This window comes from Salmonella enterica subsp. arizonae (assembly GCF_008692845.1).
In the GTDB taxonomy this organism is placed as follows: domain Bacteria; phylum Pseudomonadota; class Gammaproteobacteria; order Enterobacterales; family Enterobacteriaceae; genus Salmonella; species Salmonella arizonae.
Window position 1 is genome coordinate 78,431 of record NZ_VXJW01000010.1, and the last position, 22,591, is coordinate 101,021.

Here is a 22,591-nt window from a genome sequence, read left to right on the forward strand (position 1 = left end):
ATCACTTAATCACCGCGCCGCAACCTGCTACTTCGCGTTTTAATGCATAAAAAACAGGCAAAACTTCCTGGTTCGTAAAAGAGCGTCTAAAGTTAAACTGGGACCTCGCGAGCAAGGGTAAAACGATGGCGCTTTACACAATTGGTGAAGTGGCTTTGCTTTGTGATATCAATCCTGTCACGTTGCGCGCGTGGCAAAGACGTTATGGACTTTTAAAACCACAGCGAACGGATGGCGGTCACCGCCTGTTTAATGATGCCGATATCGACCGAATCCGTGAAATCAAGCGCTGGATAGATAATGGCGTACAGGTCAGTAAAGTAAAAGTACTGCTCAGTAGCGACAGTAGCGATCAACCTAACGGCTGGCGCGAACAGCAGGAAATCCTACTGCATTACCTGCAAAGCAATAATCTGCACAGTCTGCGGCTGTGGATTAAAGAACGCGGTCAGGATTACCCAGCCCAAACATTGACTACTCACCTGTTCGTTCCGTTGCGGCGACGATTACAGTACCAACACCCCGCCCTTCAGGCGCTGCTCGGTATTCTTGACGGCATACTGATCAACTATATTGCGCTTTGCCTGACGTCTGCGCGTAAGAAACAAGGAAAAGATGCGCTGGTGGTCGGCTGGAATATCCATGACACCACTCGTCTGTGGCTGGAAGGTTGGGTCGCCAGCCAACAGGGATGGCGGATTGATGTGCTTGCGCATTCGCTTAACCAGCTTCGCCCGGAGCTGTTTGACGGCAAGACATTGCTGGTATGGTGCGGAGAAAACCAGACGCTGGCGCAGCAGCAGCAACTCTCGGCATGGCGCGCCCAGGGGCGCGACATTCATCCCCTTGGCGCTTAAACAGCAGCTAACAAATTCGCTTTAATGTATACTCCTTTTATTAACATAAGGAGTACATAATGCGCTTAGCGAAAATCGGGGTGATCACACTTTTCCTGTTGATGGCTATCGGCGGCATCGGCGGCGTAATGCTGGCAGGTTACAGTTTTATTTTGCGTGCCGGGTGAGCGCGCGCGTCAGCCTTTCAAACAGGCGATCGATAATGATCGCCGCCAGCGCCACCAGCACCGCCCCCTGGATAACATAAGCCGTATTAAACCCGCTAAGCCCGATAATAATCGGCGTGCCTAATGTACTGGCCCCCACCGTTGAGGCGATGGTCGCCGTACCAATATTGATAATCACCGAGGTTCGGATGCCCGCCAGAATCACCGGCGCGGCCAGCGGTAATTCGACCTGATACAACTGCTGGCGACGGCTCATTCCCATACCGCTGGCAATGCTTATCACGCTGGCTGGCACCGCGCCCAGCCCTGCCAGAGTCGCCTGCAGGATGGGTAATACCCCATACAGGATTAAGGCAATAATTGCCGGTTGCTGACCAAAACCCATTACGGGTACCGCAATCGCCAGCACCGCGACCGGCGGAAAAGTCTGCCCGACGGCGGCGATAGTCTCCACCAGGGGACGAAACTCCTTCCCACTTTCCCGCGTGACCGCAAGCCCTGCGCCGACTCCCACCACGATGGCAAACAGGCTTGAGATACCCACCAGCCAGAAATGGGCAAGCGCGAGGGCGACAAAACTCTCCTGTTGGTAGACCGGACGCGGCAAATCGGGAAACAGCGCGCCGAAAAGCGGCTGGCTATAAGGCAAGCCAAACAGCAGAAGCAAAAACAGAACAATAAGCCAGAGAAGCGGATCAGACAGTCGTTTCACGGGGGGACGTCTCCGAAAGCAGATCGCGGAAATGGAGCGTACCGCAGGGCTCGCCCTGCTGATTAGCCACCGGCAGGACGTCGCACCGACGGGCGACAAACATCGATAGCGCATCGCGTAGCGTCATACCTTCCACCAGCGCGTCGCCGTTAAGCCGTTCATGCCGTCGTACATAATCGCCTACGCTACGTAACGAAAGCAGTCTAACGCCCAGCTCGCTGCGGCCAAAAAACGCCTGCACGAAATCATTTTCCGGCGAGGTCAACATGGAAAGCGGCGCGCCCTGTTGGATAACGTTACCGCCGTCCATTAGCACCAGATGGTCGGCAAGGCGCAGCGCCTCGTCGATGTCGTGCGTTACCAGTACGATGGTACGCCCCAGCAGCCGATGGATACGAGTCATCTCCTGCTGTAATGCGCCGCGCGTCACCGGATCAAGCGCGCCGAAAGGTTCGTCCATCAGCAATACCTGCGGATCGGCAGCCAGCGCTCGCGCGACGCCGACCCGCTGCTGTTGCCCGCCGGACAACTGATGCGGATAGCGATCGCGCAGCGCGCTTTCCAGACCCAATAATACCATTAGCTCATCAATACGATCGTTAATCCGCGAGCGCGACCACTTTTGCAGTTGCGGCACGGTGGCGATATTTTGTGCGACCGTCCAGTGGGGAAAAAGGCCGATTGACTGAATGGCATAGCCCATGCGACGGCGCAGTTCAAGCACCGGCAGGCTGCGAATCTCTTCTCCGGCAAAACGGATCGTTCCGCTATCATGCTCTACCAGTCGGTTAATCATCTTCAGCGTGGTCGATTTTCCCGAACCGGAGGTGCCGATCAACACCGAAAAGCTGCCTTCGCTAAAGCGCAGATTAAGGTCGTTGACGGCCTGGTGATCGCCGAAGGTTTTACTGACATGGTTAAATTCAATCATCGGTTGCTCCCTTCAGAAACGCGATCCATAAATCAAACAGCGCGTCGATCACTAGCGCCAGCGCAATCACCGGGATGACGCCCAACAGGACCAAATCAATGGCGCTGCTCAATAGCCCCTGAAACACCAGCGCGCCGAAGCCTCCCGCGCCAATCAGCGCGGCGACGACGGCCATTCCCACTGTCTGTACCATTACTACCCGCAGGCTACGTAAAAAAACCGGCAGCGCCAGCGGCAGTTGAACGTGTCTGAAACGCTGACCGCTACTCATCCCCATCGCCCTTGCGCTCTCCAGCACATCGCGCGGCACCTGGTTGAGCCCGGCGACCACGCCGCGCACCAGCGGCAATAACGCATAGAGCACCAGCGCTATCAGCGCAGGCGTCATGCCGGTGCCCGCAACGCCGAAGGTTGCAAGCCACGGAAACTGTTTCACCAGTCCGGCCAGCGGCGCAATCAGCAGGCCAAACAGCGCGACGGAAGGAATGGTCTGGATCACATTCAGTACGGTAAACACCGGCCCCTGGCGCGAGGCGGAAAAATAACACCAGACGCCCAACGGCAGCCCGATCGCCAGCGCCGGCAGCACCGTGCCCGCCAGTAATATCAAATGTTGAACCAGCGCGGCATCGAAAACATCCTGGCGATTGGCATACTCTTTCAGAAGCGAGAGGTTGTCGAACGTGCCTGAAAACAGCAGCGCCAGCGGGACAATGACAATTTGCGCGTGCAGCAACCAGCGCCACAGCGGCCCAACGGTAATACGGCGGATCGCATCGCTACAGGCCAGCAGCGTCAGACCGAGGCCAAGCCACAATCCACTTCCCAGACTGGTGCGCGCCAGCGGACTGCCCTCCTGCGCCAACTGCGTCGCCGCCCTGCCGACGCCCCACAGCATGACAATGAAGAGCGTCTGCGCCAGTATCAGCGTCAGTACGCTGCCGCGTTTACCGGGTACAAAGCACAGCGTAAACAGCGCGCATCCCGCGCAGGCCAGCATCCAGATGGTCGCCGGCCAGATCTCCCATAACCGGCGCCCCTCGCCGCTCACCAGACGATTCGGGGCGTAATTAATAAAAGGAAGCGCGACAGCAAGCAGTGTCAGAACAACCAACAGCAACAGCACACGATTAACCGTGATTTTGGCAACGTCACTCACAGACTACTTCACCCACCCTTTTTGTCGGAGGTAATCTGTGGCGACTTTTTTCGCATCCAGCCCTTCTACGGCGATTCTGGCGTTCAACTGTTGCAGAGTTTTCTCATCAAGGCTGGCGAAAACGGGTTGCAGCCAGTCGGCTATCTGCGGATAGGCCTGTAATACCGATTCACGCACTACCGGCGCGGGCGCATAGATAGGCTGAACGCCTTTCGGGTCGCTCAGGGTTTGCAGCCCCAGCGCGGCGACCGGGCCATCGGTGCCATAGGCCATCGCGGCGTTAACGCCGGATGTTTGTTGCGCGGCGGCTTTAATCGTTACCGCCGTATCGCCGCCCGCCAGCGACAATAGCTGGTTCTGATTCAAGGTAAAATCATAGGCTTTTTCAAACGCCGGCAGCGCATCCGCCCGCTCGATAAATTCCGCAGACGCCGCCAGTTTAAAAGTGCCGCCCTCTTTCAGATAACGGCTGAGATCGGCAAGCGAGGAGAGTTTATTTTTTTCGGCCATGTCCTGGCGTACCGCTATGGTCCAGGTGTTGTTTGCCGGCGCAGGCGTCAACCAGACAAGCTTATTCTGCTCTGCATCCCATTTTTTGACTTTCTCAAAGCCTTGCTTTGCGTTCTTCCATGCCGGATCGTTTTCATCTTTAAAAAAGAACGCCCCGTTACCGGTGTATTCCGGATAGATATCCAGCTCTCCGGCGGTAATCGCGCCACGAACGACCGGCGTCGTCCCCAGTTGAATTTTATTGATCGTTTTAATGCCGTGGCTTTCCAGTACCTGCAAAATTATGTTGCCGAGCAGCGCGCCTTCGGTATCAATCTTTGACCCGACCGTCACGGGCGATGCCGCCTGTAGAGGTAAACTCACCGTCGCCAGCAACGCCAGCGAACTTACCCATACCTTTGAGATCGTCATGATGCTTTCCTCTTCCTTTTACGGCCTTTATCAGAGACTTGAGGAAAAAGCATAGCTGAAAAGTCTGCGTTTAACCTGGGATTTTCCGGCTGTTTCAGTGACGTTGCTGGCAATAAAAGGCTGACAGAGAAAAGTCATTGCAAAACAGGGCGCCGATATCGTGCCCTGTTGACGGCAGGCTTACAGTAGTTCGAACGATCCCTGTTTAACGCGGGCGGAATCTACGCCGATAAAAATGTTGAACTTACCGGGTTCCGCGTCGTATTGCATCCGTTGATTCCAGAACTTCAACGCCTCGATATCAATCGGGAAACTCACGGTTTTACGTTCGCCAGGCTTGAGGGTGATTTTTTCAAAACCTTTTAATTGCTTTACCGGTCGGCTCATTGACGCCGTGACATCCTGTAAATATATCTGGATGACCGTTGCCCCTTCGCGTTTACCGGTGTTCGACACCTCTACGCTGGCCGTGACGTTGCCGTCGCGTTTCATTGTCGGCGCGGAGAGCGTGACGTCAGACACCGTAAACGTGGTATAGCTTAGACCGTAACCAAACGGATAGAGCGGGCCATTCGCTTCGTCAAAATAACGTGAGGTATATTTGTTCGGCTTTTCAGTATCATACGGTCGTCCCGTATTGAGATGGCTGTAATAGACCGGAATTTGTCCCACCGAACGCGGGAAGGACATCGGCAGTTTGCCTGACGGGTTGTAATCGCCAAACAGCACATCGGCAATGGCGTTGCCGCCTTCCGTCCCGGCAAACCAAGTCTCCAGAATCGCATCGGCCTGTTGATCTTCTTTTACCAGAGCCAGCGGTCTGCCGTTCATTAATACCAGTACCAGCGGCTTACCGGTGGCTTTCAGAGCGGTGATTAAGTCGCGCTGACTCTGTGGAATGGTGATATCGGTACGGCTGGAGGCTTCATGCGCCATCCCCTGCGACTCGCCCACCACCGCTACTACCACATCGGCCTGTTTCGCCGCCTGAACCGCCTCATCAATCATCGCCTGCGGCGAGCGCGGATCGATTTTCACCGCCTCTTCATACAGGTTTAAGAAATCGACAATACCTTTATTATTAGTGATATTGGCCCCTTTGGCATAGAGGATCTTCGCTCCATCGCCAACGGCATTCTGAATACCCGCCAGCACCGTCACCGACTGATCCGCGACGCCAGCGGCAGACCAGCTTCCCATCACATCACGTTGACTGTCGGCCAGCGGCCCGACAACGGCAATGGTGCCCGATTTTTTCAGCGGCAACGTTTCCAGCCGGTTTTTCAGCAGCACCAGACTTTCCCGCGCCACTTCCCGCGCCTCTTTGCGATGCAGGCGGCTTTCGGCATTGGTATCCACCGGGTCGCTCTCTTTCGGCCCCAGATGGCTATACGGGTCGTTAAACAACCCCATGTCATATTTTACGTTGAGCACATGGCGCGTCGCGTCGTCCAGTTCCGCCATCGTCACTTTGCCTGACTTAATCAGATCCGGCAGGTATTTGCTGTAATACTCATCCGCCATGCTCATATCCACCCCTGACTTCAGCGCCACGCGCACCGCGTCTTCCGGATCGGCAGCCGTACCGTGTTTAATCAGTTCCTTAATAGCGCCGTGGTCGGAAACGGTAATCCCCTTAAAGCCCCACTCATCGCGCAGGACCTCTTTCAGTAGCCAGGAATCTGACGTCGCAGGCGTGCCGTTCAGTGAATTTAGCGCCACCATCACCGCGCCGCTGCCCGCATCCAGTCCCGCTTTGTATGGCGGCATATAGTCATTAAACAGACGCTGGGAACTCATATCTACGCTGTTATACTCTTTACCGCCTTCAACGGCGCCATAGGCGGCAAAATGTTTCACGCTGGTCATCACCGAGTAGCGATCTGCCGGATTTTTACCCTGCATCGCTTTCACCATGGTTTCGCCCATGATAGAGGTCAGGTAGGTGTCTTCGCCGAAGCCTTCGGAGGCGCGCCCCCAACGCGGATCGCGGGAGACGTCCACCATCGGCGCCCAGGTCATATTCAGACCGTCGTCCGCCGCTTCATACGCCGATACGCGACCTACGGTTCTTACCGCATCCAGATTAAAAGAAGAAGCCAGACCGAGGCTTATAGGAAAGACGGTTCGCTGGCCGTGTACCACGTCATAGGCAAAAAAGAGAGGGATTTTCAGGCGGCTCAACGCCATCACCTGATCCTGCATCTGCCGGATATCCTGACGAGTGACAGTATTGAAAATCGCCCCTACCTGCCCGTCTTTGATCATCTCGCGAATCGCTTCTTTCGGGTTATCAGGGCCGACGCTAATCAGACGTAGCTGACCTATTTTTTCATCGACAGTCATTTTCTTAAGTAAATCGGTAACAAATGCGTCGCGCGCTTCCGGCGTCAGCGGGTGATTGCCAAACAGGTTTTCCGCCAATGCTGGCTGTATCGCCAGACTTACAGCAACACCTACTGAACATAACCATTTCATGTTAAGTCTCTCTTTCATCTTTATCCCGACGGGGAGGTAAAAACAGAATAAAAACTGCAGTTTGCCATAAGCCTAAACGGGAGAGGAGAAGAAAGCGAAGGGTATTCTCTTAATTTTCAAAACATTTACCGGAAGAAAACGATGGATAGACCGTATGAATACCGCCAATACAGAGATAATTTGAATGAGAAAGCGTATTGTCATACAAAGCGCTATGCTTAACGCTGATATTTTGTCCCACCACAAGGAGTGGAGAATGTCTTCCATAACAATGACTGATAATAAAACGTTCCTGAATGAGCTGGCCCGCCTGGTAGGCCATTCTCACCTGCTGACAGACCCCGCAAAAACCGCCCGCTATCGCAAAGGTTTCCGTTCCGGTCAGGGCGACGCGCTGGCCGTTGTTTTCCCTGGTTCATTACTGGAACTGTGGCGTGTGCTCAACGCCTGCGTTAACGCTGACAAAATTATTCTGATGCAGGCCGCCAACACGGGTCTGACGGAAGGCTCCACGCCGAACGGCAACGACTACGATCGCGATATTGTGATTATCAGCACCCAGCGACTGGATAAGCTGCACTTACTGGATAGCGGCCAACAGGTTCTGGCCTGGCCCGGTACGACGCTCTATTCGCTGGAAAAAGCGCTTAAACCGCTGGGCCGTGAACCGCACTCGGTGATTGGTTCATCGTGTATCGGCGCGTCGGTCATCGGCGGCATCTGTAATAACTCCGGCGGCTCGCTGGTGCAGCGCGGTCCGGCCTATACCGAGATGTCGCTCTTTGCCCGTATTGACGAGCAAGGCAAACTGCAACTGGTCAATCATCTGGGTATCGATCTTGGGCACACGCCGGAGCAGATCCTGAGCAAGCTGGATGACGAACGGATTAAAGATGAGGATGTGCGCCACGATGGTCGTCATGCGCACGATCACGACTACGTGACGCGGGTTCGAGATATCAACGCCAATACGCCCGCCCGCTATAACGCCGACCCGGACCGTTTGTTTGAATCTTCCGGCTGCGCCGGAAAACTGGCGGTTTTTGCCGTTCGCCTTGATACCTTTGCAGCGGAAAAAAATCAGCAGGTTTTTTATATCGGCACCAATCAGCCCGCGGTACTGACTGAAATCCGTCGGCATATTCTGGCGAACTTCAACAATCTGCCGGTGGCAGGAGAATATATGCATCGCGATATCTACGATATTGCGGAGCAGTACGGTAAAGATACCTTTCTGATGATCGATAAACTTGGCACCGACAAGATGCCGTTCTTTTTCACGCTAAAAGGCCGAACCGATGCGATGCTGGAAAAAGTAAAATTTTTCCGTCCGCATTTCACCGACCGCGCGATGCAGAAATTCGGCCATCTGTTTCCCAGCCATCTGCCGCCGCGGATGAAAAACTGGCGCGATAAATATGAGCATCATCTGCTGTTAAAAATGGCGGGTGACGGCGTCGCAGAAGCGCAACGCTGGCTGAATGAATTTTTTAAATCCGCTGAGGGCGGTTTCTTCGCCTGTACGCCGGAAGAAGGCAGCAAAGCCTTCCTGCACCGCTTCGCCGCTGCTGGCGCGGCGATTCGTTATCAGGCCGTACACGCCGATGAAGTGGAAGATATCCTGGCGCTGGATATCGCCCTGCGCCGCAACGATACCGACTGGTTCGAGCATCTGCCGCCGGAAATCGACAGCCAACTGGTACATAAACTCTATTACGGCCACTTTATGTGCCACGTTTTTCATCAGGACTATATCGTGAAGAAAGGCGTCGACGTCCATGCGCTGAAAGCGCAAATGCTGGAGCTGTTGCAGGCGCGCGGGGCGCAATACCCGGCAGAGCACAACGTTGGACATCTGTATAAAGCGCCGGAAACGCTGACGCGTTTTTATCGGCAAAATGACCCGACCAACAGTATGAACCCCGGTATCGGCAAAACGAGTAAGCGGAAATTCTGGCAGGAAAATACGCCCGACGAGACGCATTAACACCGTGCGGTTTACCGTGAATGCCCGGCGGCGCGATGCCTGCCGGGCCTACGGCGTCCTAATCGTTCTGTGCGGTTTGCGCCCCGGCACTGGCGCTGGCTGCCGCCATTTGCGCGGCTTTTTGCTTTTTATAGCTCAGCGCGGCAGCCGGAACGGGCATGACTTTACCGGTTTCAATCCATGTACGCAGGCGACTGGCGTCCGCAAAGTGGGTATATTTGCCGAACGCGTCCATGACCACCAGCGCGACCGGTTTGTTATTGATCACGGTACGCATCACCAGGCAATGCCCCGCCGCATTGGTAAAGCCGGTTTTCGTTAACTGGATATTCCAGTTATCACGGTAGACCAAATGGTTGGTATTGCGAAACGGCAGCGTATACGCCGGATGCGAGAATGTCGCCATGTCTTCGCGCGTGATGCTTAGCTGGCCAATCAGCGGGTATTGCTTCGTGGCAATCAGCAGTTTTGTTAAATCCCGCGCGGTCGAGACGTTATGAATCGACAGCCCCGTCGGCTCAACGAAGCGGGTATGCGTCATACCCAACGCTTTCGCCTTCGCATTCATCGCTTTAATAAATGCGTTATAACCGCCAGGGTAATAGTGCGCCAGGCTTGCCGCCGCACGGTTTTCGGATGACATCAACGCCAGCAGCAACATATTTTTGCGGCTAATTTCGCTGTTCAGACGTACACGGGAGTAAACCCCTTTCATCTCCGGCGTCTGGCTGATATCGACCTTCAGTATTTCATCCAGCGGCAATCGCGCGTCGAGCACGACCATCGCCGTCATTAATTTGGTTATTGAGGCAATCGGACGCACCAGATCCGGGTGGTTCGAATAGATCACTTTATGGGTGTTGAGATCAACAATCATTGCGCTACCGGAGGCAATCTCAGGTTGAGACGCCGCGGTTGTCGCTGCCGTTTTCGCCACGGCCTGCGGGGCAAAAGGAACGGCCAACATCAGAGCAAGGCTCAGGAATGAAGCTCGGAATTTCAGCATGATGAGATTTCTGATAATGATTCACGCGCGTCGTAACGCACACCGCCTGAGCTAAGATTTTACTCAAGCTAGCAGTGGCATCATAGCGGCACGCCAGCGTTGCCGCTACAGAAGAATCGTCAGCAAATGCGGCATTGCTGGCTTTTACGCCAGCCCTTTTTGCATCAGAACAGGCGGTAGCCGTATCCCCAAAGGATCACGGTGATCGCCAGTAGCACCTCCAGGACCAGTACGCCGATAGCGAGCGTCGAACTGGAGAAGCTTAATCCTTCCTCTCTATTAATGTTAAGGAAAGTCGGAATACCCAAATACAGCAAATAGCCGGTGTAAAAGAGCGCGACAGCGCCGACCAGTGCGCATAGCCATACCAGTGGATAGAGCGCCACCAGACCACTTAAAAACAGCGGCGTCGCGACATAGCCGGCAAAAACCATACAGCGCGCAAGCGAGGGCCGTTGCGGATAGTTTCGCGCCATCCACCAGATGACGCGTCCCATCACCGCGACGCCCGCCAGCATCACGCCGTAGAACAAGACCGCCAGCGCAAAAGCGGTAAACAGCGAGAGCTGTAACACATTGCCGTCGCCAAAATTCCAGCCGATTTGCGTCGTGCCGATAAAGGCGCAGACGACGGGAATCGCCGCCATCAGCAAAACATGGTGCGTATAGTGATGCGAAACGGTTTCGTTTTCGCTTTTGATCACCTGCATTTCCCGATCGGGATGGGAAAAAAGTCCCCATACATGGTTCATACTGCCCCCTTCTGCTGTCTCAGATGTCAGTATGTTCAAGTATAATTCAGTTTCTGGTTATTTTATGAACAATGGCGAAATAGTCTCCGGCAAAACGTCGGCTTTGCCGCGCACGCCTCTTGCCAGGGTGTATGCTTAATGCCGGAGGTGGTTTACGCATGGATATCAACACGCTTATTACGCATTATGGCTATGCGGCGCTGGTTATCGGCAGTATGGCCGAAGGTGAAACCGTTACCCTGTTGGGCGGCGTCGCGGCGCATCAGGGATTGCTCAAATTTCCGCTGGTGGCGGCGGCCGTCGCGCTGGGAGGGATGATGGGCGATCAGTTGCTTTACCTGTTGGGACGATGCTATGGCGGGAAAATCCTGCGTCGTTTCTCACGTTATCATACGAAGATTCGTCACGCGCAAAAAATGATCCAACGCCATCCCTATCTGTTTGTGATCGGCACGCGTTTTATGTACGGATTCCGGGTGGTTGGCCCGCTACTGATTGGCGCCAGCCGACTGCCGCCTAAAATTTTTATGCCGCTGAATATTCTCGGCGCGCTGGTCTGGGCGCTGCTGTTTACCACGCTGGGATATCTTGGCGGCGAGGTGATCGCACCATGGCTGCACGATCTCGATCAGCATTTCAAACACGGGGTCTGGCTGATTCTGGCCGTCGTACTGGTGGTTGGCGTGCGCTGGTGGCTGAAAAGACGCGGCAAAGCGGAGGCCCGTTAAACCCGATGGTATCCGGATGGCATAACGCCGCCATCCGGCCCCGGCGTTTATTTTGCGTTGAATTGCGGATTCGCCAGCATAAACCCGCCGTCGACAATCAGCGACTGACCGGTGGTATAGCTTGCTCCTTCCGAACACAGCCAGGCGACGAGGCTGGCTATTTCATACGTAGAACCCGGTCGGGCGATAGGGATCGAGGGTTCCGATCCCGGCTCAATGTCGCTGTCATCCATATCATTCATCGGCGTGGCGATAGCGCCTGGCGCGACGGCGTTGACCAAAATATGATGCTCAATCAGTTCCAGCGCCATGGATTTAGTCAATCCGCCCAGCGCATGTTTTGCCGCGGTATAGGCGCTGGCTTGCGGGAGCGGCGTATGCTCATGGACGGAGGTGATGTTGATAATGCGCCCTCCCTCTCCTTGTTTAATCATATGCCGGGCGGCGATCTGCGCGCAGAGAAACGCGCCGTCGACATCCACGGTAAAAATCTGCCGCCACTGCGTAAACGGCATATCAATAAACGCGGATTTGGTCATCGCCCCGGCATTATTGACCAGCACATCAACGCGCCCCAGGCGCTGGATAAGATGTTCAATGGCCTGCGCGCCCTCGGGCAACTGGCTCAGGTCAAGATGAATGGTCTCTGCTCGCACGCCAAACTGCGCCGCTTTTTTCGCCGTCTCCTGCGCGCCGCGTTCATCGGAATGCCAGGTGATACCCATATCAAAACCGTTTTGTGCTAATAACAACGCACACGTTTTGCCAATTCCCGAATCTGATGCCGTTACAATTGCAACTTTGGTCATAGTCCTCTCCGGATGAATCATACACAGCCTAAGTATAGGAACCCTGTCTGAATCATCCGGAAAAATCAGGAATGATAACCGCCGCCCAGCGCGCTGGTAAGCTGAATTGAGGCATCCAGCCACTGGCCCTGCAACAGTAAGCCGTTACACTGCTCGCGCAGTGCCGGAATTTTGGCCTCGCTCACGCGGGAACCCGCGATAATGCCGGCATTAAAGCGCGCTTGCGCCAGACCAACCACGCGCTGCGCGTCATGCTCAATCTGCTGCTGATGCTGATTTTTCTGCGCCAGCGTCTCTACCTGACTGGCGGTGCGCGCCACATCATTAACCGCATCCACTACCGCTTTGTTGTAGTTGGCGATAGAAAGGTTACTTTGCGCTTTGGCGATATCGAGGTTGGCATTCAGCCTGCCGCTGTCGAAAATCGGCAGCGTCAGCCCGCCGGTAATGCCATATTGCTGCGCGGAATGGCGGAACAGATCGCTCAGATGCAACGCATCCTGCTGTAAAAAAGCCATCAGATTGATATCGGGATAAAACGCTGCCTTCGCGGCGTCAATACTGCTCAACGAGGATTCAATGTACCAGTGCGCGGCCTGCAGATCCGCTCGACGCGCCAGCAACGAATACCCCAGTTGCGACGGTAACTGGCTTTCAACGGCGGGGAGACTCACCTGACGTAGCTTTAGCGCCGCCGATTGCGTATTGGTTAACGCGCTGAGCCGCGCTTCAATAACCTTCATTTTCCCGTTGACGTCATTAAGCTGCTGCTGGGTTTTGCTGGCGTCGATATCGGTCTCAACCCCTTCGACGGAAGAGGTAATACCATGTTGATACAACTCCCGGTTTACCGCCACTACGTTTTGCTGCTCATGCTCAATTTGTGTTAGCACATTTTTCAGCGCCGCCTGCGTCTGCCACTCCCAGTAGAGTCGCGCCACACCGCTTGCCAGCAGTTGCCGGGTCTGTTCCTGCTCCGCTTCGCGCGCTTTGACCGCCCCGATCCGCGCCGTTACTTCAGCACGGTTTTTTCCCCATAAATCCAGATCCCAGCCTGCCGTCAGGCCGAATGTGCCGTTGGTATACCACGGCCCGGTCGTCCCCGCCGCGGGATCGGTAATCGCGAACGGTCCCATCAGCCCTTCCGCGGACATTCTCTGGCGCTCGACGTCGGCAGAAAAGTCGAGCTGCGGACCGTCCTGCGCCTCAACCGCTTTCGCCTGCGCTTCCGCCAGTTGGATACGCTGTTCAGCCACCTGCATATCCGGCGAATGCTGTATGGCATTATCAATCAGCGCGTCAAGCTGGGCATCGTGATATGCCTTCCACCACTGGCTGTCCGGCCAACCGTTTTTCAACGCCGTCGGCAAGGTGGAATCAATATGAGAAGAGGGCGTCTGCTGTGTCAGCGACTGATGGGTATCGTGCACGGGAGCACAGCCCGCCAGCAAAATAAAAAGCGGTAAGCTCGCTGTCGCGGCAAGGAAAGTATTACGATTCATGGAGGTGTTCTGATAAAAAAAGGTGCGCAGAGAGTACGTCTTACGGCGATCTATTTTTTAGTTACGCGTGGCAATACATCACCAGACAATAAAAGACATATTTCGAAATTTATATGATTAGTAAATAATTTCACCCGATACATTTTTTAATCTAATATTGCAATACAAAGCCTTGCTAACCCGTTAATAAGTGAACAATTTTACTGTAATACGCGCCGACGGCCTTCATCGGTTAAACGCCGCCGTGTCCAGCGAAACAGCAGATGGCTTAATACTTTCCTATACTTTGTTTGTATTTACCAATAAAGGGACAAACAATGAAAATTCTTCTATGGGCAATTTTAATTATTTTTCTGATTGGGCTGTTAGTGGTAACGGGCGTGTTTAAGATGATTTTCTGATGCCTGCGCCGGGGAGCGATAACGTCTGCCCGGCACACTTTCTGGAAGCTGTGGAGATTAGATTTTGATGGCCTGAATCGCCCTTGCAATCTCGGACGAACGGTTTAACGCACGAATCGACTGAAAGAGCGCAGTCGCCTCGACATATTCTTTGCGTAAATATCCCAGCCACTGTTTAATACGCGCGACATGATATAAACCGGTATCGCCTTGCTTTTCCAGTCGGGTATATTTTTGTAATAACGTCACCACTTCCGGCCACGGCATACGCGGCTCGTTATACTTCACCACCCGGCTCAGGTTAGGAATATTTAGCGCCCCACGGCCAATCATCACCGCATCGCAGCCGCTGGTCGCCATACATGCCTGCGCGCTCTGCCAGTCCCAGATTTCACCGTTAGCAATCACTGGGATCGTTAATCTATTGCGGATTTCGCCAATTGCCGACCAGTTAATGCATTCAGCTTTATAGCCATCTTCTTTCGTCCGTCCGTGAACAACAAGTTCAGTGGCGCCGGCCTGCTGCACAGCATCGGCAATTTCAAACTGCCGCGCGTCGCTGTCCCACCCCAGGCGCACCTTTACCGTCACCGGCAAATGCGCAGGCACAGCTTCACGCATGGCTTTTGCGCCACGGTAGATCAGTTCTGGATCTTTGAGAAGAGTAGCCCCACCACCGCTGCCATTAACGAGCTTTGAAGGACATCCGCAATTAAGGTCGACACCATGTGAACCCAGCTCAACAGCACGAACGGCATTCTCCGCAAGCCAACCTGGGTGCTGCCCCAGCAGTTGGATACGGACTAAAGTGCCGGATTTAGTGCGGCTATGATTGTGCAATTCAGGACATAATCGATAAAAGGATTTTTCCGGCAATAACTGGTCTACTACACGTAAAAACTCTGTAATGCAATGATCGTAGTCGTTTACTTCAGTTAAAAGCTCTCGCACTAACGAGTCGAGAACACCTTCCATCGGAGCTAGTAATACTCGCATGTATTTCCTGAAAAATTCAAAATGGACATTATTACTCTAGAAGCTGGTGCTATAATTCCTGATCAGATTTATACCTTCTAAGTACAACATAGCTAAGATCGCCGCACCATAGAATCGGTTTACCAGTTGTTGCATACAAACATTTACCAATAATTAGAGCATGACAGCCATCCAACTCGTCTAGACTGTTGACTACCTTAAATTGTTCTCTGAAAGCACTAGCTATATCTTGCTGAATACAAACACTTAAACCTGATTTAATATTACCCGCGTTTAACCAAATTTTCCCATCATTCGTTTGCCCGACATCACTGATGAATCCCCAAAAGATCCTCCGTGCTCCATCCATCCATGGCTTAACATTTGCAAATTCAACAAATAGTTCAGCACCATTCTCTGGTAAATCACTAAAATCCTGACCTTTGAAGCCAATCTTCTTTTCTAAATAACATTGCCCTTTTGATTGTACTAATTTGTAGAGCAATCGTTTCAAAGTAAAATGTGCTGGATATTTTACACTGCCACCGTCGTTAGATTTTTCACCCGTAAACCTCTGTCCTACAGGTGTAGCTTCGGAGGTTTGTTCAGCCAGTTTCACGTCAATATCATAGCTTTGAGTTAAATCGAGATCTATAACCAAGCCACTATCAGTATCTGATACTGGTAATGCCTTATCATTGCTACCCTCGCCCACTGCTTCATATGAAGTACCTAATGAGCAGTTTTCCTGGTGATGGGCACAAAAATGCGGTGCATCATTTCCATAACTAGACCGTCTAAACCATGCATCTCCACTACATTCGGTACACAGTAAACTACGTCTTTTTGATTGAATTTCAGCAGTGGGCAGCGCGTAAAATGCCTCAGCCGTCCATTCCTGCTCATCAATAGTACAAAAGGCTTTATCCACCGAGCTTCCCTCCACTGACCTTTTTTTTCATCATACCATTACGCATATAGAACATTTAGTTTGCGGTGATGATCTAGTTCAAATTATTGGATGAAGCTATTGTACTAAGTTGATCCTTCATAAACTTAGTCCAGCCGCAGTTCAGATCCACGCCATACGACCCCATCGCCGACCCCAGCGTAAAATCGCAGAACATCATCGTGACCAGCGCTCCGCGTCGACGAGCGGGCAAGTATTCCGACGTCATGGTGATGGTATTCGGCATCGCTCAGCCCAGTCCCAAACCGGTTAAGAAGCGCAACAGCACCAAGATTTCTATATCCGGCGAGAAAGCGGAAAGCAGGCTCAATGCGCCGAATAGCGCCACGCAAAGCTCAATAACCCGCTTGCGGCCAAAGCGATCCGCCAGCGGCCCGCATAGCAGCGCGCCAGCCGTAAGCTCCAGCAACCCTGCGCCAAACAGCGGCATGAGTTCACTGGCGCTTAGCTGCCAGTGGGTACGAGTATCCGGGGCGATGAAGCCAATCGCGGCGGTATCGAAACCGTCGAGCATGACCACCAGAAAACAGCAGATGATAACGCGACACTGCATTTTGCCGACGGGCGCGGCATGAATAAGGGCTTGTAGATCACGTCGTTGAGTCATAGTTAATGCCTCAGTGCAGGGAGGTGGATGTTGTTTTTATGTTTGTTATGTTACGAATTTGTAGAGCAAGCGATAAAATGTACAATGGCTTTTCAGGCAGAGACATAACCTGGAGGTTATAGCGGATGGCGAACTGGGCGCAGAAATTGAAATTACATCACCTGCAAACGCTGGTTGCGCTGGGCGAACAGGGCAACCTGACGCACGTCGCCCGGATGATTAATATCTCCCAGCCGGCGTTATCAAAGTGGTTATCTCAACTCGAAGATGATATAGGCATCACACTTTTTGAGCGCCACAGCAAAGGGTTGCGCCCCTCGTAAGGTGGCAAATTACTGCTCCAGCACGCCCAGCGCTTAATTAACGATCTGGAGCGCTCAGAATATGAAATTGCCCGCTTCAAGCAGGGCGGTCTGGTTGGCAGTCTGAAGATTGGCTGTTCGCCCGTAGCGACTGACTGCGTATCGCAGGCGATTCTTAGCCTACTTAATGAGATGCCGACGCTGCATCTGAATATTGAAGAGAAGGTAATGACGCCGCTGCTGCACGATCTGCTTGTCGGCCAGGTGGATGTGGTGGTAGGCCGCGTGGGCGGGCGCGCCCTGCAACTGCCGCTTAATTATCAGGTCCTTTATACCGAGCCGGTCTGCTTTGTGGCGCGTCCGCACCATCCGCTGGCCGCGCGAGCGCAGATTGCGTGGAGCGATCTGGCGCACTGGCGGTGGATAGTCTGGCCAACCGGCACGCCTATTCGTATCAGTATTGATAACGCCCTCGTCGATAACGGCGTGATGCTCCCGGAAAACACCATCGAATCGGCGTCAATGAACGTCAGCACCAGTTTGCTGCAAAGCAGCGATATGATCTCTATTCTTTCTTTACGGCTGGCGCAACGCTATGCCAGCCAGGGGCAACTGGCGATTTTAAACTTGCCAAAAATTGAGCAAAAAGGCAGCGTAGGGATGTTCTGCCGTAAGAATGAGACGCCGTCTTTGGCCCTGAGTCGCTTTTTATATTTTTTAGCCCAGGTTTAACGCCGCCGACCAGGGACATTGCCCGATGTTCCTGCTGTCTATACCCACTATGCTAAGAATTCATGATGTGATCGGTAGCACGTTTTAACGTTTAATTGTATGATAAATCCATCTCATCAAGGGCTTTAAACATGAGTAAGTCACTGAATATTATCTGGCAATATATACGCGCTTTTGTCTTGATTTATGCCTGTTTGTACGCAGGCATTTTCATTGCATCGCTGCTTCCCATCACTATTCCCGGCAGCATTATCGGGATGTTAATTCTGTTTGTTTTGCTGGCGCTGCAAATTCTGCCAGCAAAATGGGTTAACCCCGGCTGCTATGTACTGATTCGTTATATGGCGCTGCTGTTTGTGCCGATTGGCGTCGGGGTTATGCAATATTTTGATTTATTGCGCGCGCAATTCGGCCCGGTGGTGGTCTCTTGCGCTATCAGTACGCTGGTCGTTTTTGTGGTGGTGAGCTGGAGTTCACACCTGATACACGGTGAACGCAACGTGGTTGGGCAGAAAGGATCGAAGAAATGATGTCATATATCTGGTGGTCGTTGCCGCTGACGCTGGCGGTATTTTTTGCCGCCCGCAGGCTGGCGGCACATTTTAAAATGCCGTTGCTGAACCCACTGCTGGTGGCAATGGTGGTCATTATTCCTTTTCTGCTGCTGACCGGTATTCCCTACGATCACTACTTCAAAGGCAGCGAAGTACTTAACGATCTGCTGCAACCAGCGGTGGTGGCGCTGGCCTATCCCCTTTATGAACAGTTGCACCAGATTCGCGCGCGCTGGAAATCCATTATTAGCATCTGTTTTGTCGGCAGCATGGTGGCGATGATTACGGGGACATCCGTCGCGTTGCTGATGGGCGCAACGCCTGAAATCGCGGCATCGGTACTGCCCAAATCCGTTACTACGCCTATCGCGATGGCGGTTGGCGGCAGCATCGGCGGCATACCCGCTATCAGCGCGGTGTGCGTGATTTTTGTCGGTATTCTGGGCGCGGTGTTTGGCCACACGCTGTTAAACGCGATGCGCATCCGTACTAAAGCCGCGCGCGGGCTGGCAATGGGTACTGCCTCACATGCGCTCGGTACCGCGCGCTGCGCCGAGTTGGATTACCAGGAAGGCGCGTTTAGCTCTCTGGCGTTGGTGATCTGCGGCATTATTACCTCGCTGGCAGCGCCCTTTTTGTTTCCACTTATTCTGGCGGTAATGCGCTAACGACGGGGCAAAAGACCGGGTTAAAATTTGCGATGCGTAGCGCATTTTTCATTTAAGTTTCATAAGTTGCATAAGCAATGAGACATACATCACATATTAAGACATGACAGGCCCGTAAACTACGGTTCCATTACATTGATATGAGGCAACGCCATGCATCCACGTTTTCAAACTGCTTTTGCCCAACTTGCGGATAATTTGCAATCAGCGCTGGCCCCTATCCTGGCGGACCACCACTTTCCCGCCATGCTGGCCGCAGAGCAGGTCTCGACGCTTAAAAACGCAACGGGACTGGACGAAGACGCGTTGGCTTTCGCGCTGTTACCCCTGGCGGCAGCCTGCGCCCGTACCGATTTATCCCATTTTAACGTCGGCGCAATTGCGCGCGGCGTCAGCGGCAACTGGTATTTCGGCGCGAATATGGAGTTCCTGGGCGCCACCATGCAACAAACCGTTCATGCTGAACAAAGCGCGATTAGCCACGCCTGGCTATGCGGCGAAAAAGGGCTCGCCGCCGTCACTGTTAACTACACGCCCTGCGGTCACTGCCGCCAGTTTATGAACGAGTTGAATAGCGGTCTGGATCTGCGCATTCATCTGCCGGGCCGCGCGCCGCATACGCTACGCGATTATCTGCCTGACGCTTTCGGGCCAAAAGATCTGGAGATCAAAACGTTGCTGATGGACGAGCAGGATCATGGCTTCGCGTTAACGGGCGATACGCTAACGCAAGCAGCGATTACGGCGGCCAATAAGAGCCACATGCCTTATAGCCAGTCGCCGAGCGGCGTGGCGCTGGAATGCAAAGATGGCCGTATTTTTACGGGCAGCTATGCGGAAAACGCCGCATTTAACCCAACGCTTCCCCCGCTGCAAGGCGCGCTAAACCTGCTGAGTCTCCATGGCTACGATTATCCGGATATTCAGCGTGCGATTCTGGCGGAAAAAGGCGATGCGGCATTAATTCAATGGGATGCCACCGCCGCAACGCTAAAAGCGTTAGGCTGCCATAATATTGACCGCGTGCTTCTCGGCTAACTCTTTCTCCCATCAAATAACGCCGTCAGGTATAAAACTGATGGCGCCTACGCCAGCACCGATCTACATTATTGTAACCGCTGTAAACCGGTAAATAACATATCCCCTAATACTGGACGCAATTTGATTTATGACTAGCGCCCGTAAATAATACTCAACAAGGGGGCTATCTTAAATAAACTTAGTAATATCACGGCTCCCATCACGCTTAGCGCCCACAAATGAAAGGAAATAAAGTCTTTACCTCCTGCGGGACTACTTGCGGTTACGGGCGATACAGAGCGACATACAATCACCAACAACCGGGGAATAAGACATGCCGAGGCCAGTTGGAAATAAAGAGTATGTGCTTATTGATATGTCCTTCATGCAGGATGATTCTGTTCAAAAGGTCGTCAATGTAAATAACCGATCTTTCCAGACGATAAATCCAGCGGATCTGCCATTAATAGGTCACAGTAGTTCAACTTCAACCTTAAATGATCTCCTGGATCACGCAGAAGACCGATCTTTCCAATCTGCTAGCTCGGAGTATCGGGGTGCATCGAGCCGAAGCAGTTCGACGTTAACACTTAATGATACTCTCGATAGCGCCGAAAACCGCCTCTTCCAACCGATTAACTCAGACAGTTTGGGCTTGATAACGCGGAATAGTTCTACGTTAACGTTAAACGACCTTCTGGATGCAATGGGAACAAAAGCGACAGTTTCAGAAACGGCTGTCAATCAATACGGTGATTGTTTAATAAAAATCCCTGATGACAGGATACCCGCTGTCAACGACGAAATCACATACACCGAAACCAGGGATACCTGTGTCACGATCCCTGAAGAAATTCTCTCTCCTCGTGAAGCAGACGCCAGTGATGTATGCCTTGAGATTGATGCTAAAATTCTGAAGATTTTAACGTGTTCTTATCAGTATCAATTAGATGATATCGTCGGTGATATCATGCCAGCAGAGAGTGATAACGCCGAAAAAGTCCGCCAAATAATGAGAATGTACGCTGAACAATACAGACACGTTTATGAGCGCTCTGGCTATTTTTACAAAGCATACATGTCATTGCATAAATGTGTGGAAAATTTATTACCCTATTCTTTCAGAGCGGGTGGGAATATTAGTTTTCATCTTCTGCTACAGGCGCTTTTTTTTGATGGAAAATATAATAATGCGGCTTTAATACGCGAAACAATACCAACAGAACCACCCGCACCAATAACTATGAAACCGGATGCTTTCTTTAATAGTATCCTCTCATTAAACTTATCGCAAGTTAAACTCTTTGGCGACGTTATATCTGCATTACTCTTCCATTTCCCAACTATTTTTTACCAGTATCCTAAGTTAAGAGATGAAATAAATCAGTGCATAGAGAAACGTGCGGTGACGGGATCCGTTGTTGCCAGACTCACATTATGCCTGGCGAGCACGCTATTAGCGATTGCACCGCTTGTAATGCTAAGCGGTGCAATGTCGGTAGGAACAATACTTCGACATGTAGGAAGAGGTATCAGCTATGTAGATATCCCTATCGTCTTAATTATATTAGGTGAAAGCTGGTATCAAGCATACAAATTTGGTTCATCAAGTAACGAGAAAGCGGCGCAGAAGTTTATCGCTCAAGAAGCTGCATTCAAGACAACACAACGGGTCCTGACTCAGGGGTTAAGTTTGTTCTCATCTTTATCTGGCACAATTATGCGAAGTGTAGGTAAGGGAACAGCTCCAGAAATGATGTTAATGTTTATTATAAATACATTGAATCTTTTGCTGTATCAAAATCCATACGAAGGTACGTCAGTTGACGGAAAAGCATTAAAAAGGACGGCTTACCTGGCTGGCAATGAGGAGATTACTGTACAAACGATAGCCTTGTTGGTAGATCTTAAGAGTACGGGGGTCATTACCCAGCGATTATTTAGCTGTTCAGACAGACTCGCTTACGCGATAAATCTACGAAGAACACAACCAGGTGATCAAGTGCATATATTAAAAGAGGTCATTAGCGCTTGCGCGCGCGGACATCGCGCTATTTTACAAGAAAAGGATAAACAGATATGCCTGACAGCCATAGACCATATCTATTATGGTAATTTTAATCCCGCTTTATTAGAAAGTATCCCCGAAGAGTTTGCTGCTTTCCTTACTTACTTGAATACGTTACGAAAAAGAGATGCGTCATGTCTGAGTCTGGGCAACGAGGTAAACGAAAAAATCATTGCGACACTCATAAAAGTGCTTTCCTTCCGCGAAACCGTTTTGCTTGAGAGTGCCTGAGAACATCATTGTATCTGACGCAACGCGCTTTTATTTACATAGACGCACGTCTCT

20 protein-coding genes and 2 pseudogenes are annotated in these 22,591 nt (G+C 52.2%); 10 read left to right on the plus strand and 12 right to left on the minus strand.

Features of this window, described 5'->3' with window-relative positions; translation table 11 throughout:
* Positions 1–125 precede the first annotated feature (125 nt).
* Positions 126–857, plus strand: a complete 732-nt coding sequence (gene mlrA, locus F4V61_RS17385; RefSeq protein WP_001240411.1) for an HTH-type transcriptional regulator MlrA — start codon at positions 126–128, stop codon at positions 855–857.
* A gap of 59 nt (positions 858–916) precedes the next feature.
* Complete coding sequence (locus F4V61_RS17390; protein ID WP_038395344.1) at positions 917–1,024, plus strand: protein YohO; 108 nt, start codon at positions 917–919, stop codon at positions 1,022–1,024.
* On the opposite strand, the gene F4V61_RS17395 is transcribed toward F4V61_RS17390, so the two are convergent.
* The 5 genes from F4V61_RS17395 to bglX all read right to left on the minus strand — a co-directional run bounded on the left by F4V61_RS17395 (position 1,005) and on the right by bglX (position 7,225).
* On the minus strand, positions 1,005–1,736 hold the full coding sequence (locus F4V61_RS17395; RefSeq protein ID WP_080161229.1) for an ABC transporter permease: 732 nt from the start codon (positions 1,734–1,736) through the stop codon (positions 1,005–1,007). The genes F4V61_RS17390 and F4V61_RS17395 overlap by 20 nt on opposite strands.
* Complete coding sequence (locus tag F4V61_RS17400; RefSeq protein WP_000569159.1) at positions 1,720–2,667, minus strand: ABC transporter ATP-binding protein; 948 nt, start codon at positions 2,665–2,667, stop codon at positions 1,720–1,722. Before F4V61_RS17400 ends, F4V61_RS17395 begins: the two co-directional genes overlap by 17 nt.
* Positions 2,660–3,826 (minus strand): ABC transporter permease, encoded by a 1,167-nt coding sequence (locus tag F4V61_RS17405; RefSeq protein WP_038395340.1) that lies wholly within the window; start codon positions 3,824–3,826, stop codon positions 2,660–2,662. Before F4V61_RS17405 ends, F4V61_RS17400 begins: the two co-directional genes overlap by 8 nt.
* A gap of 3 nt (positions 3,827–3,829) precedes the next feature.
* On the minus strand, positions 3,830–4,747 hold the full coding sequence (gene osmF, locus F4V61_RS17410) for a glycine betaine ABC transporter substrate-binding protein OsmF (RefSeq protein ID WP_080161228.1): 918 nt from the start codon (positions 4,745–4,747) through the stop codon (positions 3,830–3,832).
* 180 nt (positions 4,748–4,927) lie between these two features.
* Positions 4,928–7,225: a beta-glucosidase BglX gene (gene bglX, locus F4V61_RS17415; RefSeq protein ID WP_080161227.1), complete on the minus strand. Its 2,298-nt coding sequence runs from the start codon at positions 7,223–7,225 to the stop codon at positions 4,928–4,930.
* A 256-nt stretch (positions 7,226–7,481) separates the two neighbouring features.
* Between bglX and dld the strand changes: the two genes are divergently transcribed.
* Positions 7,482–9,212: a D-lactate dehydrogenase gene (gene dld, locus F4V61_RS17420; RefSeq protein WP_038395334.1), complete on the plus strand. Its 1,731-nt coding sequence runs from the start codon at positions 7,482–7,484 to the stop codon at positions 9,210–9,212.
* 58 nt (positions 9,213–9,270) lie between these two features.
* On the opposite strand, the gene pbpG is transcribed toward dld, so the two are convergent.
* Positions 9,271–10,218, minus strand: a complete 948-nt coding sequence (pbpG, locus tag F4V61_RS17425) for a D-alanyl-D-alanine endopeptidase (protein WP_000911547.1) — start codon at positions 10,216–10,218, stop codon at positions 9,271–9,273.
* A 164-nt stretch (positions 10,219–10,382) separates the two neighbouring features.
* Positions 10,383–10,970, minus strand: a complete 588-nt coding sequence (locus F4V61_RS17430; protein WP_001017057.1) for a Yip1 family protein — start codon at positions 10,968–10,970, stop codon at positions 10,383–10,385.
* A 158-nt stretch (positions 10,971–11,128) separates the two neighbouring features.
* Between F4V61_RS17430 and F4V61_RS17435 the strand changes: the two genes are divergently transcribed.
* Positions 11,129–11,698 (plus strand): DedA family protein, encoded by a 570-nt coding sequence (locus tag F4V61_RS17435; protein WP_170917948.1) that lies wholly within the window; start codon positions 11,129–11,131, stop codon positions 11,696–11,698.
* A 47-nt stretch (positions 11,699–11,745) separates the two neighbouring features.
* Here F4V61_RS17435 and F4V61_RS17440 read toward each other — a convergent pair whose 3' ends face one another.
* Positions 11,746–12,507, minus strand: coding sequence for an SDR family oxidoreductase (locus tag F4V61_RS17440; RefSeq protein WP_000169621.1), 762 nt, complete (start codon positions 12,505–12,507; stop codon positions 11,746–11,748).
* Positions 12,508–12,572: 65 nt separating this feature from the next.
* Positions 12,573–14,009, minus strand: coding sequence for a multidrug resistance outer membrane protein MdtQ (mdtQ, locus tag F4V61_RS17445; RefSeq protein WP_080161226.1), 1,437 nt, complete (start codon positions 14,007–14,009; stop codon positions 12,573–12,575).
* Between the two features lie 317 nt (positions 14,010–14,326).
* Here mdtQ and yohP point away from each other — a divergent pair, with 317 nt between their 5' ends.
* Positions 14,327–14,410, plus strand: a complete 84-nt coding sequence (gene yohP, locus F4V61_RS17450) for a small membrane protein YohP (protein WP_000698460.1) — start codon at positions 14,327–14,329, stop codon at positions 14,408–14,410.
* Positions 14,411–14,467: 57 nt separating this feature from the next.
* On the opposite strand, the gene dusC is transcribed toward yohP, so the two are convergent.
* The 3 genes and pseudogenes from dusC to F4V61_RS17465 all read right to left on the minus strand — a co-directional run.
* The gene (dusC, locus tag F4V61_RS17455; RefSeq protein WP_024131823.1) at positions 14,468–15,406 is read right to left on the minus strand and encodes a tRNA dihydrouridine(16) synthase DusC; all 939 of its coding nucleotides are present in this window, start codon (positions 15,404–15,406) and stop codon (positions 14,468–14,470) included.
* 49 nt (positions 15,407–15,455) lie between these two features.
* Positions 15,456–16,316: a hypothetical protein gene (locus tag F4V61_RS17460; protein WP_024131822.1), complete on the minus strand. Its 861-nt coding sequence runs from the start codon at positions 16,314–16,316 to the stop codon at positions 15,456–15,458.
* A gap of 160 nt (positions 16,317–16,476) precedes the next feature.
* Positions 16,477–16,962: pseudogene (locus F4V61_RS17465) on the minus strand (MFS transporter); the annotation flags it as partial.
* Between the two features lie 125 nt (positions 16,963–17,087).
* Between F4V61_RS17465 and F4V61_RS17470 the strand changes: the two are divergent.
* The 5 genes and pseudogenes from F4V61_RS17470 (at position 17,088) to F4V61_RS17490 (ending at position 22,537) form a co-directional block, all read left to right on the plus strand.
* Positions 17,088–17,996, plus strand: a pseudogene (locus tag F4V61_RS17470) (LysR substrate-binding domain-containing protein).
* A gap of 131 nt (positions 17,997–18,127) precedes the next feature.
* Positions 18,128–18,526 (plus strand): CidA/LrgA family protein, encoded by a 399-nt coding sequence (locus tag F4V61_RS17475; protein ID WP_000045715.1) that lies wholly within the window; start codon positions 18,128–18,130, stop codon positions 18,524–18,526.
* Positions 18,523–19,218 carry a CidB/LrgB family autolysis modulator gene (locus F4V61_RS17480; RefSeq protein ID WP_000987992.1) on the plus strand — a complete coding sequence of 232 codons (696 nt, stop codon included), beginning with the start codon at positions 18,523–18,525 and terminating at the stop codon, positions 19,216–19,218. The genes F4V61_RS17475 and F4V61_RS17480 overlap by 4 nt, the downstream gene beginning before the upstream one ends.
* A 153-nt stretch (positions 19,219–19,371) precedes the next feature.
* The gene (gene cdd / locus F4V61_RS17485) at positions 19,372–20,256 is read left to right on the plus strand and encodes a cytidine deaminase (RefSeq protein ID WP_058345144.1); all 885 of its coding nucleotides are present in this window, start codon (positions 19,372–19,374) and stop codon (positions 20,254–20,256) included.
* A 316-nt stretch (positions 20,257–20,572) separates the two neighbouring features.
* Positions 20,573–22,537 carry a hypothetical protein gene (locus F4V61_RS17490; protein ID WP_001137953.1) on the plus strand — a complete coding sequence of 655 codons (1,965 nt, stop codon included), beginning with the start codon at positions 20,573–20,575 and terminating at the stop codon, positions 22,535–22,537.
* The last annotated feature ends 54 nt before the right edge of the window (positions 22,538–22,591 follow it).

Bases quoted from the DNA above. Each gene is read 5' to 3' on its own strand.
- F4V61_RS17490 (WP_001137953.1), top strand. From the start codon at position 20,573: ATGCCGAGGCCAGTTGGAAATAAAGAGTATGTGCTTATTGATATGTCC.
- bglX (WP_080161227.1), bottom strand. From the start codon at position 7,225: ATGAAATGGTTATGTTCAGTAGGTGTTGCTGTAAGTCTGGCGATACAG.
- F4V61_RS17430 (WP_001017057.1), bottom strand. From the start codon at position 10,970: ATGAACCATGTATGGGGACTTTTTTCCCATCCCGATCGGGAAATGCAG.
- F4V61_RS17480 (WP_000987992.1), top strand. From the start codon at position 18,523: ATGATGTCATATATCTGGTGGTCGTTGCCGCTGACGCTGGCGGTATTT.
- osmF (WP_080161228.1), bottom strand. From the start codon at position 4,747: ATGACGATCTCAAAGGTATGGGTAAGTTCGCTGGCGTTGCTGGCGACG.
- F4V61_RS17435 (WP_170917948.1), top strand. From the start codon at position 11,129: ATGGATATCAACACGCTTATTACGCATTATGGCTATGCGGCGCTGGTT.
- F4V61_RS17390 (WP_038395344.1), top strand. From the start codon at position 917: ATGCGCTTAGCGAAAATCGGGGTGATCACACTTTTCCTGTTGATGGCT.
- dusC (WP_024131823.1), bottom strand. From the start codon at position 15,406: ATGCGAGTATTACTAGCTCCGATGGAAGGTGTTCTCGACTCGTTAGTG.
- F4V61_RS17400 (WP_000569159.1), bottom strand. From the start codon at position 2,667: ATGATTGAATTTAACCATGTCAGTAAAACCTTCGGCGATCACCAGGCC.
- F4V61_RS17475 (WP_000045715.1), top strand. From the start codon at position 18,128: ATGAGTAAGTCACTGAATATTATCTGGCAATATATACGCGCTTTTGTC.
- dld (WP_038395334.1), top strand. From the start codon at position 7,482: ATGTCTTCCATAACAATGACTGATAATAAAACGTTCCTGAATGAGCTG.
- pbpG (WP_000911547.1), bottom strand. From the start codon at position 10,218: ATGCTGAAATTCCGAGCTTCATTCCTGAGCCTTGCTCTGATGTTGGCC.
- mdtQ (WP_080161226.1), bottom strand. From the start codon at position 14,009: ATGAATCGTAATACTTTCCTTGCCGCGACAGCGAGCTTACCGCTTTTT.
- mlrA (WP_001240411.1), top strand. From the start codon at position 126: ATGGCGCTTTACACAATTGGTGAAGTGGCTTTGCTTTGTGATATCAAT.
- F4V61_RS17440 (WP_000169621.1), bottom strand. From the start codon at position 12,507: ATGACCAAAGTTGCAATTGTAACGGCATCAGATTCGGGAATTGGCAAA.
- yohP (WP_000698460.1), top strand. From the start codon at position 14,327: ATGAAAATTCTTCTATGGGCAATTTTAATTATTTTTCTGATTGGGCTG.
- cdd (WP_058345144.1), top strand. From the start codon at position 19,372: ATGCATCCACGTTTTCAAACTGCTTTTGCCCAACTTGCGGATAATTTG.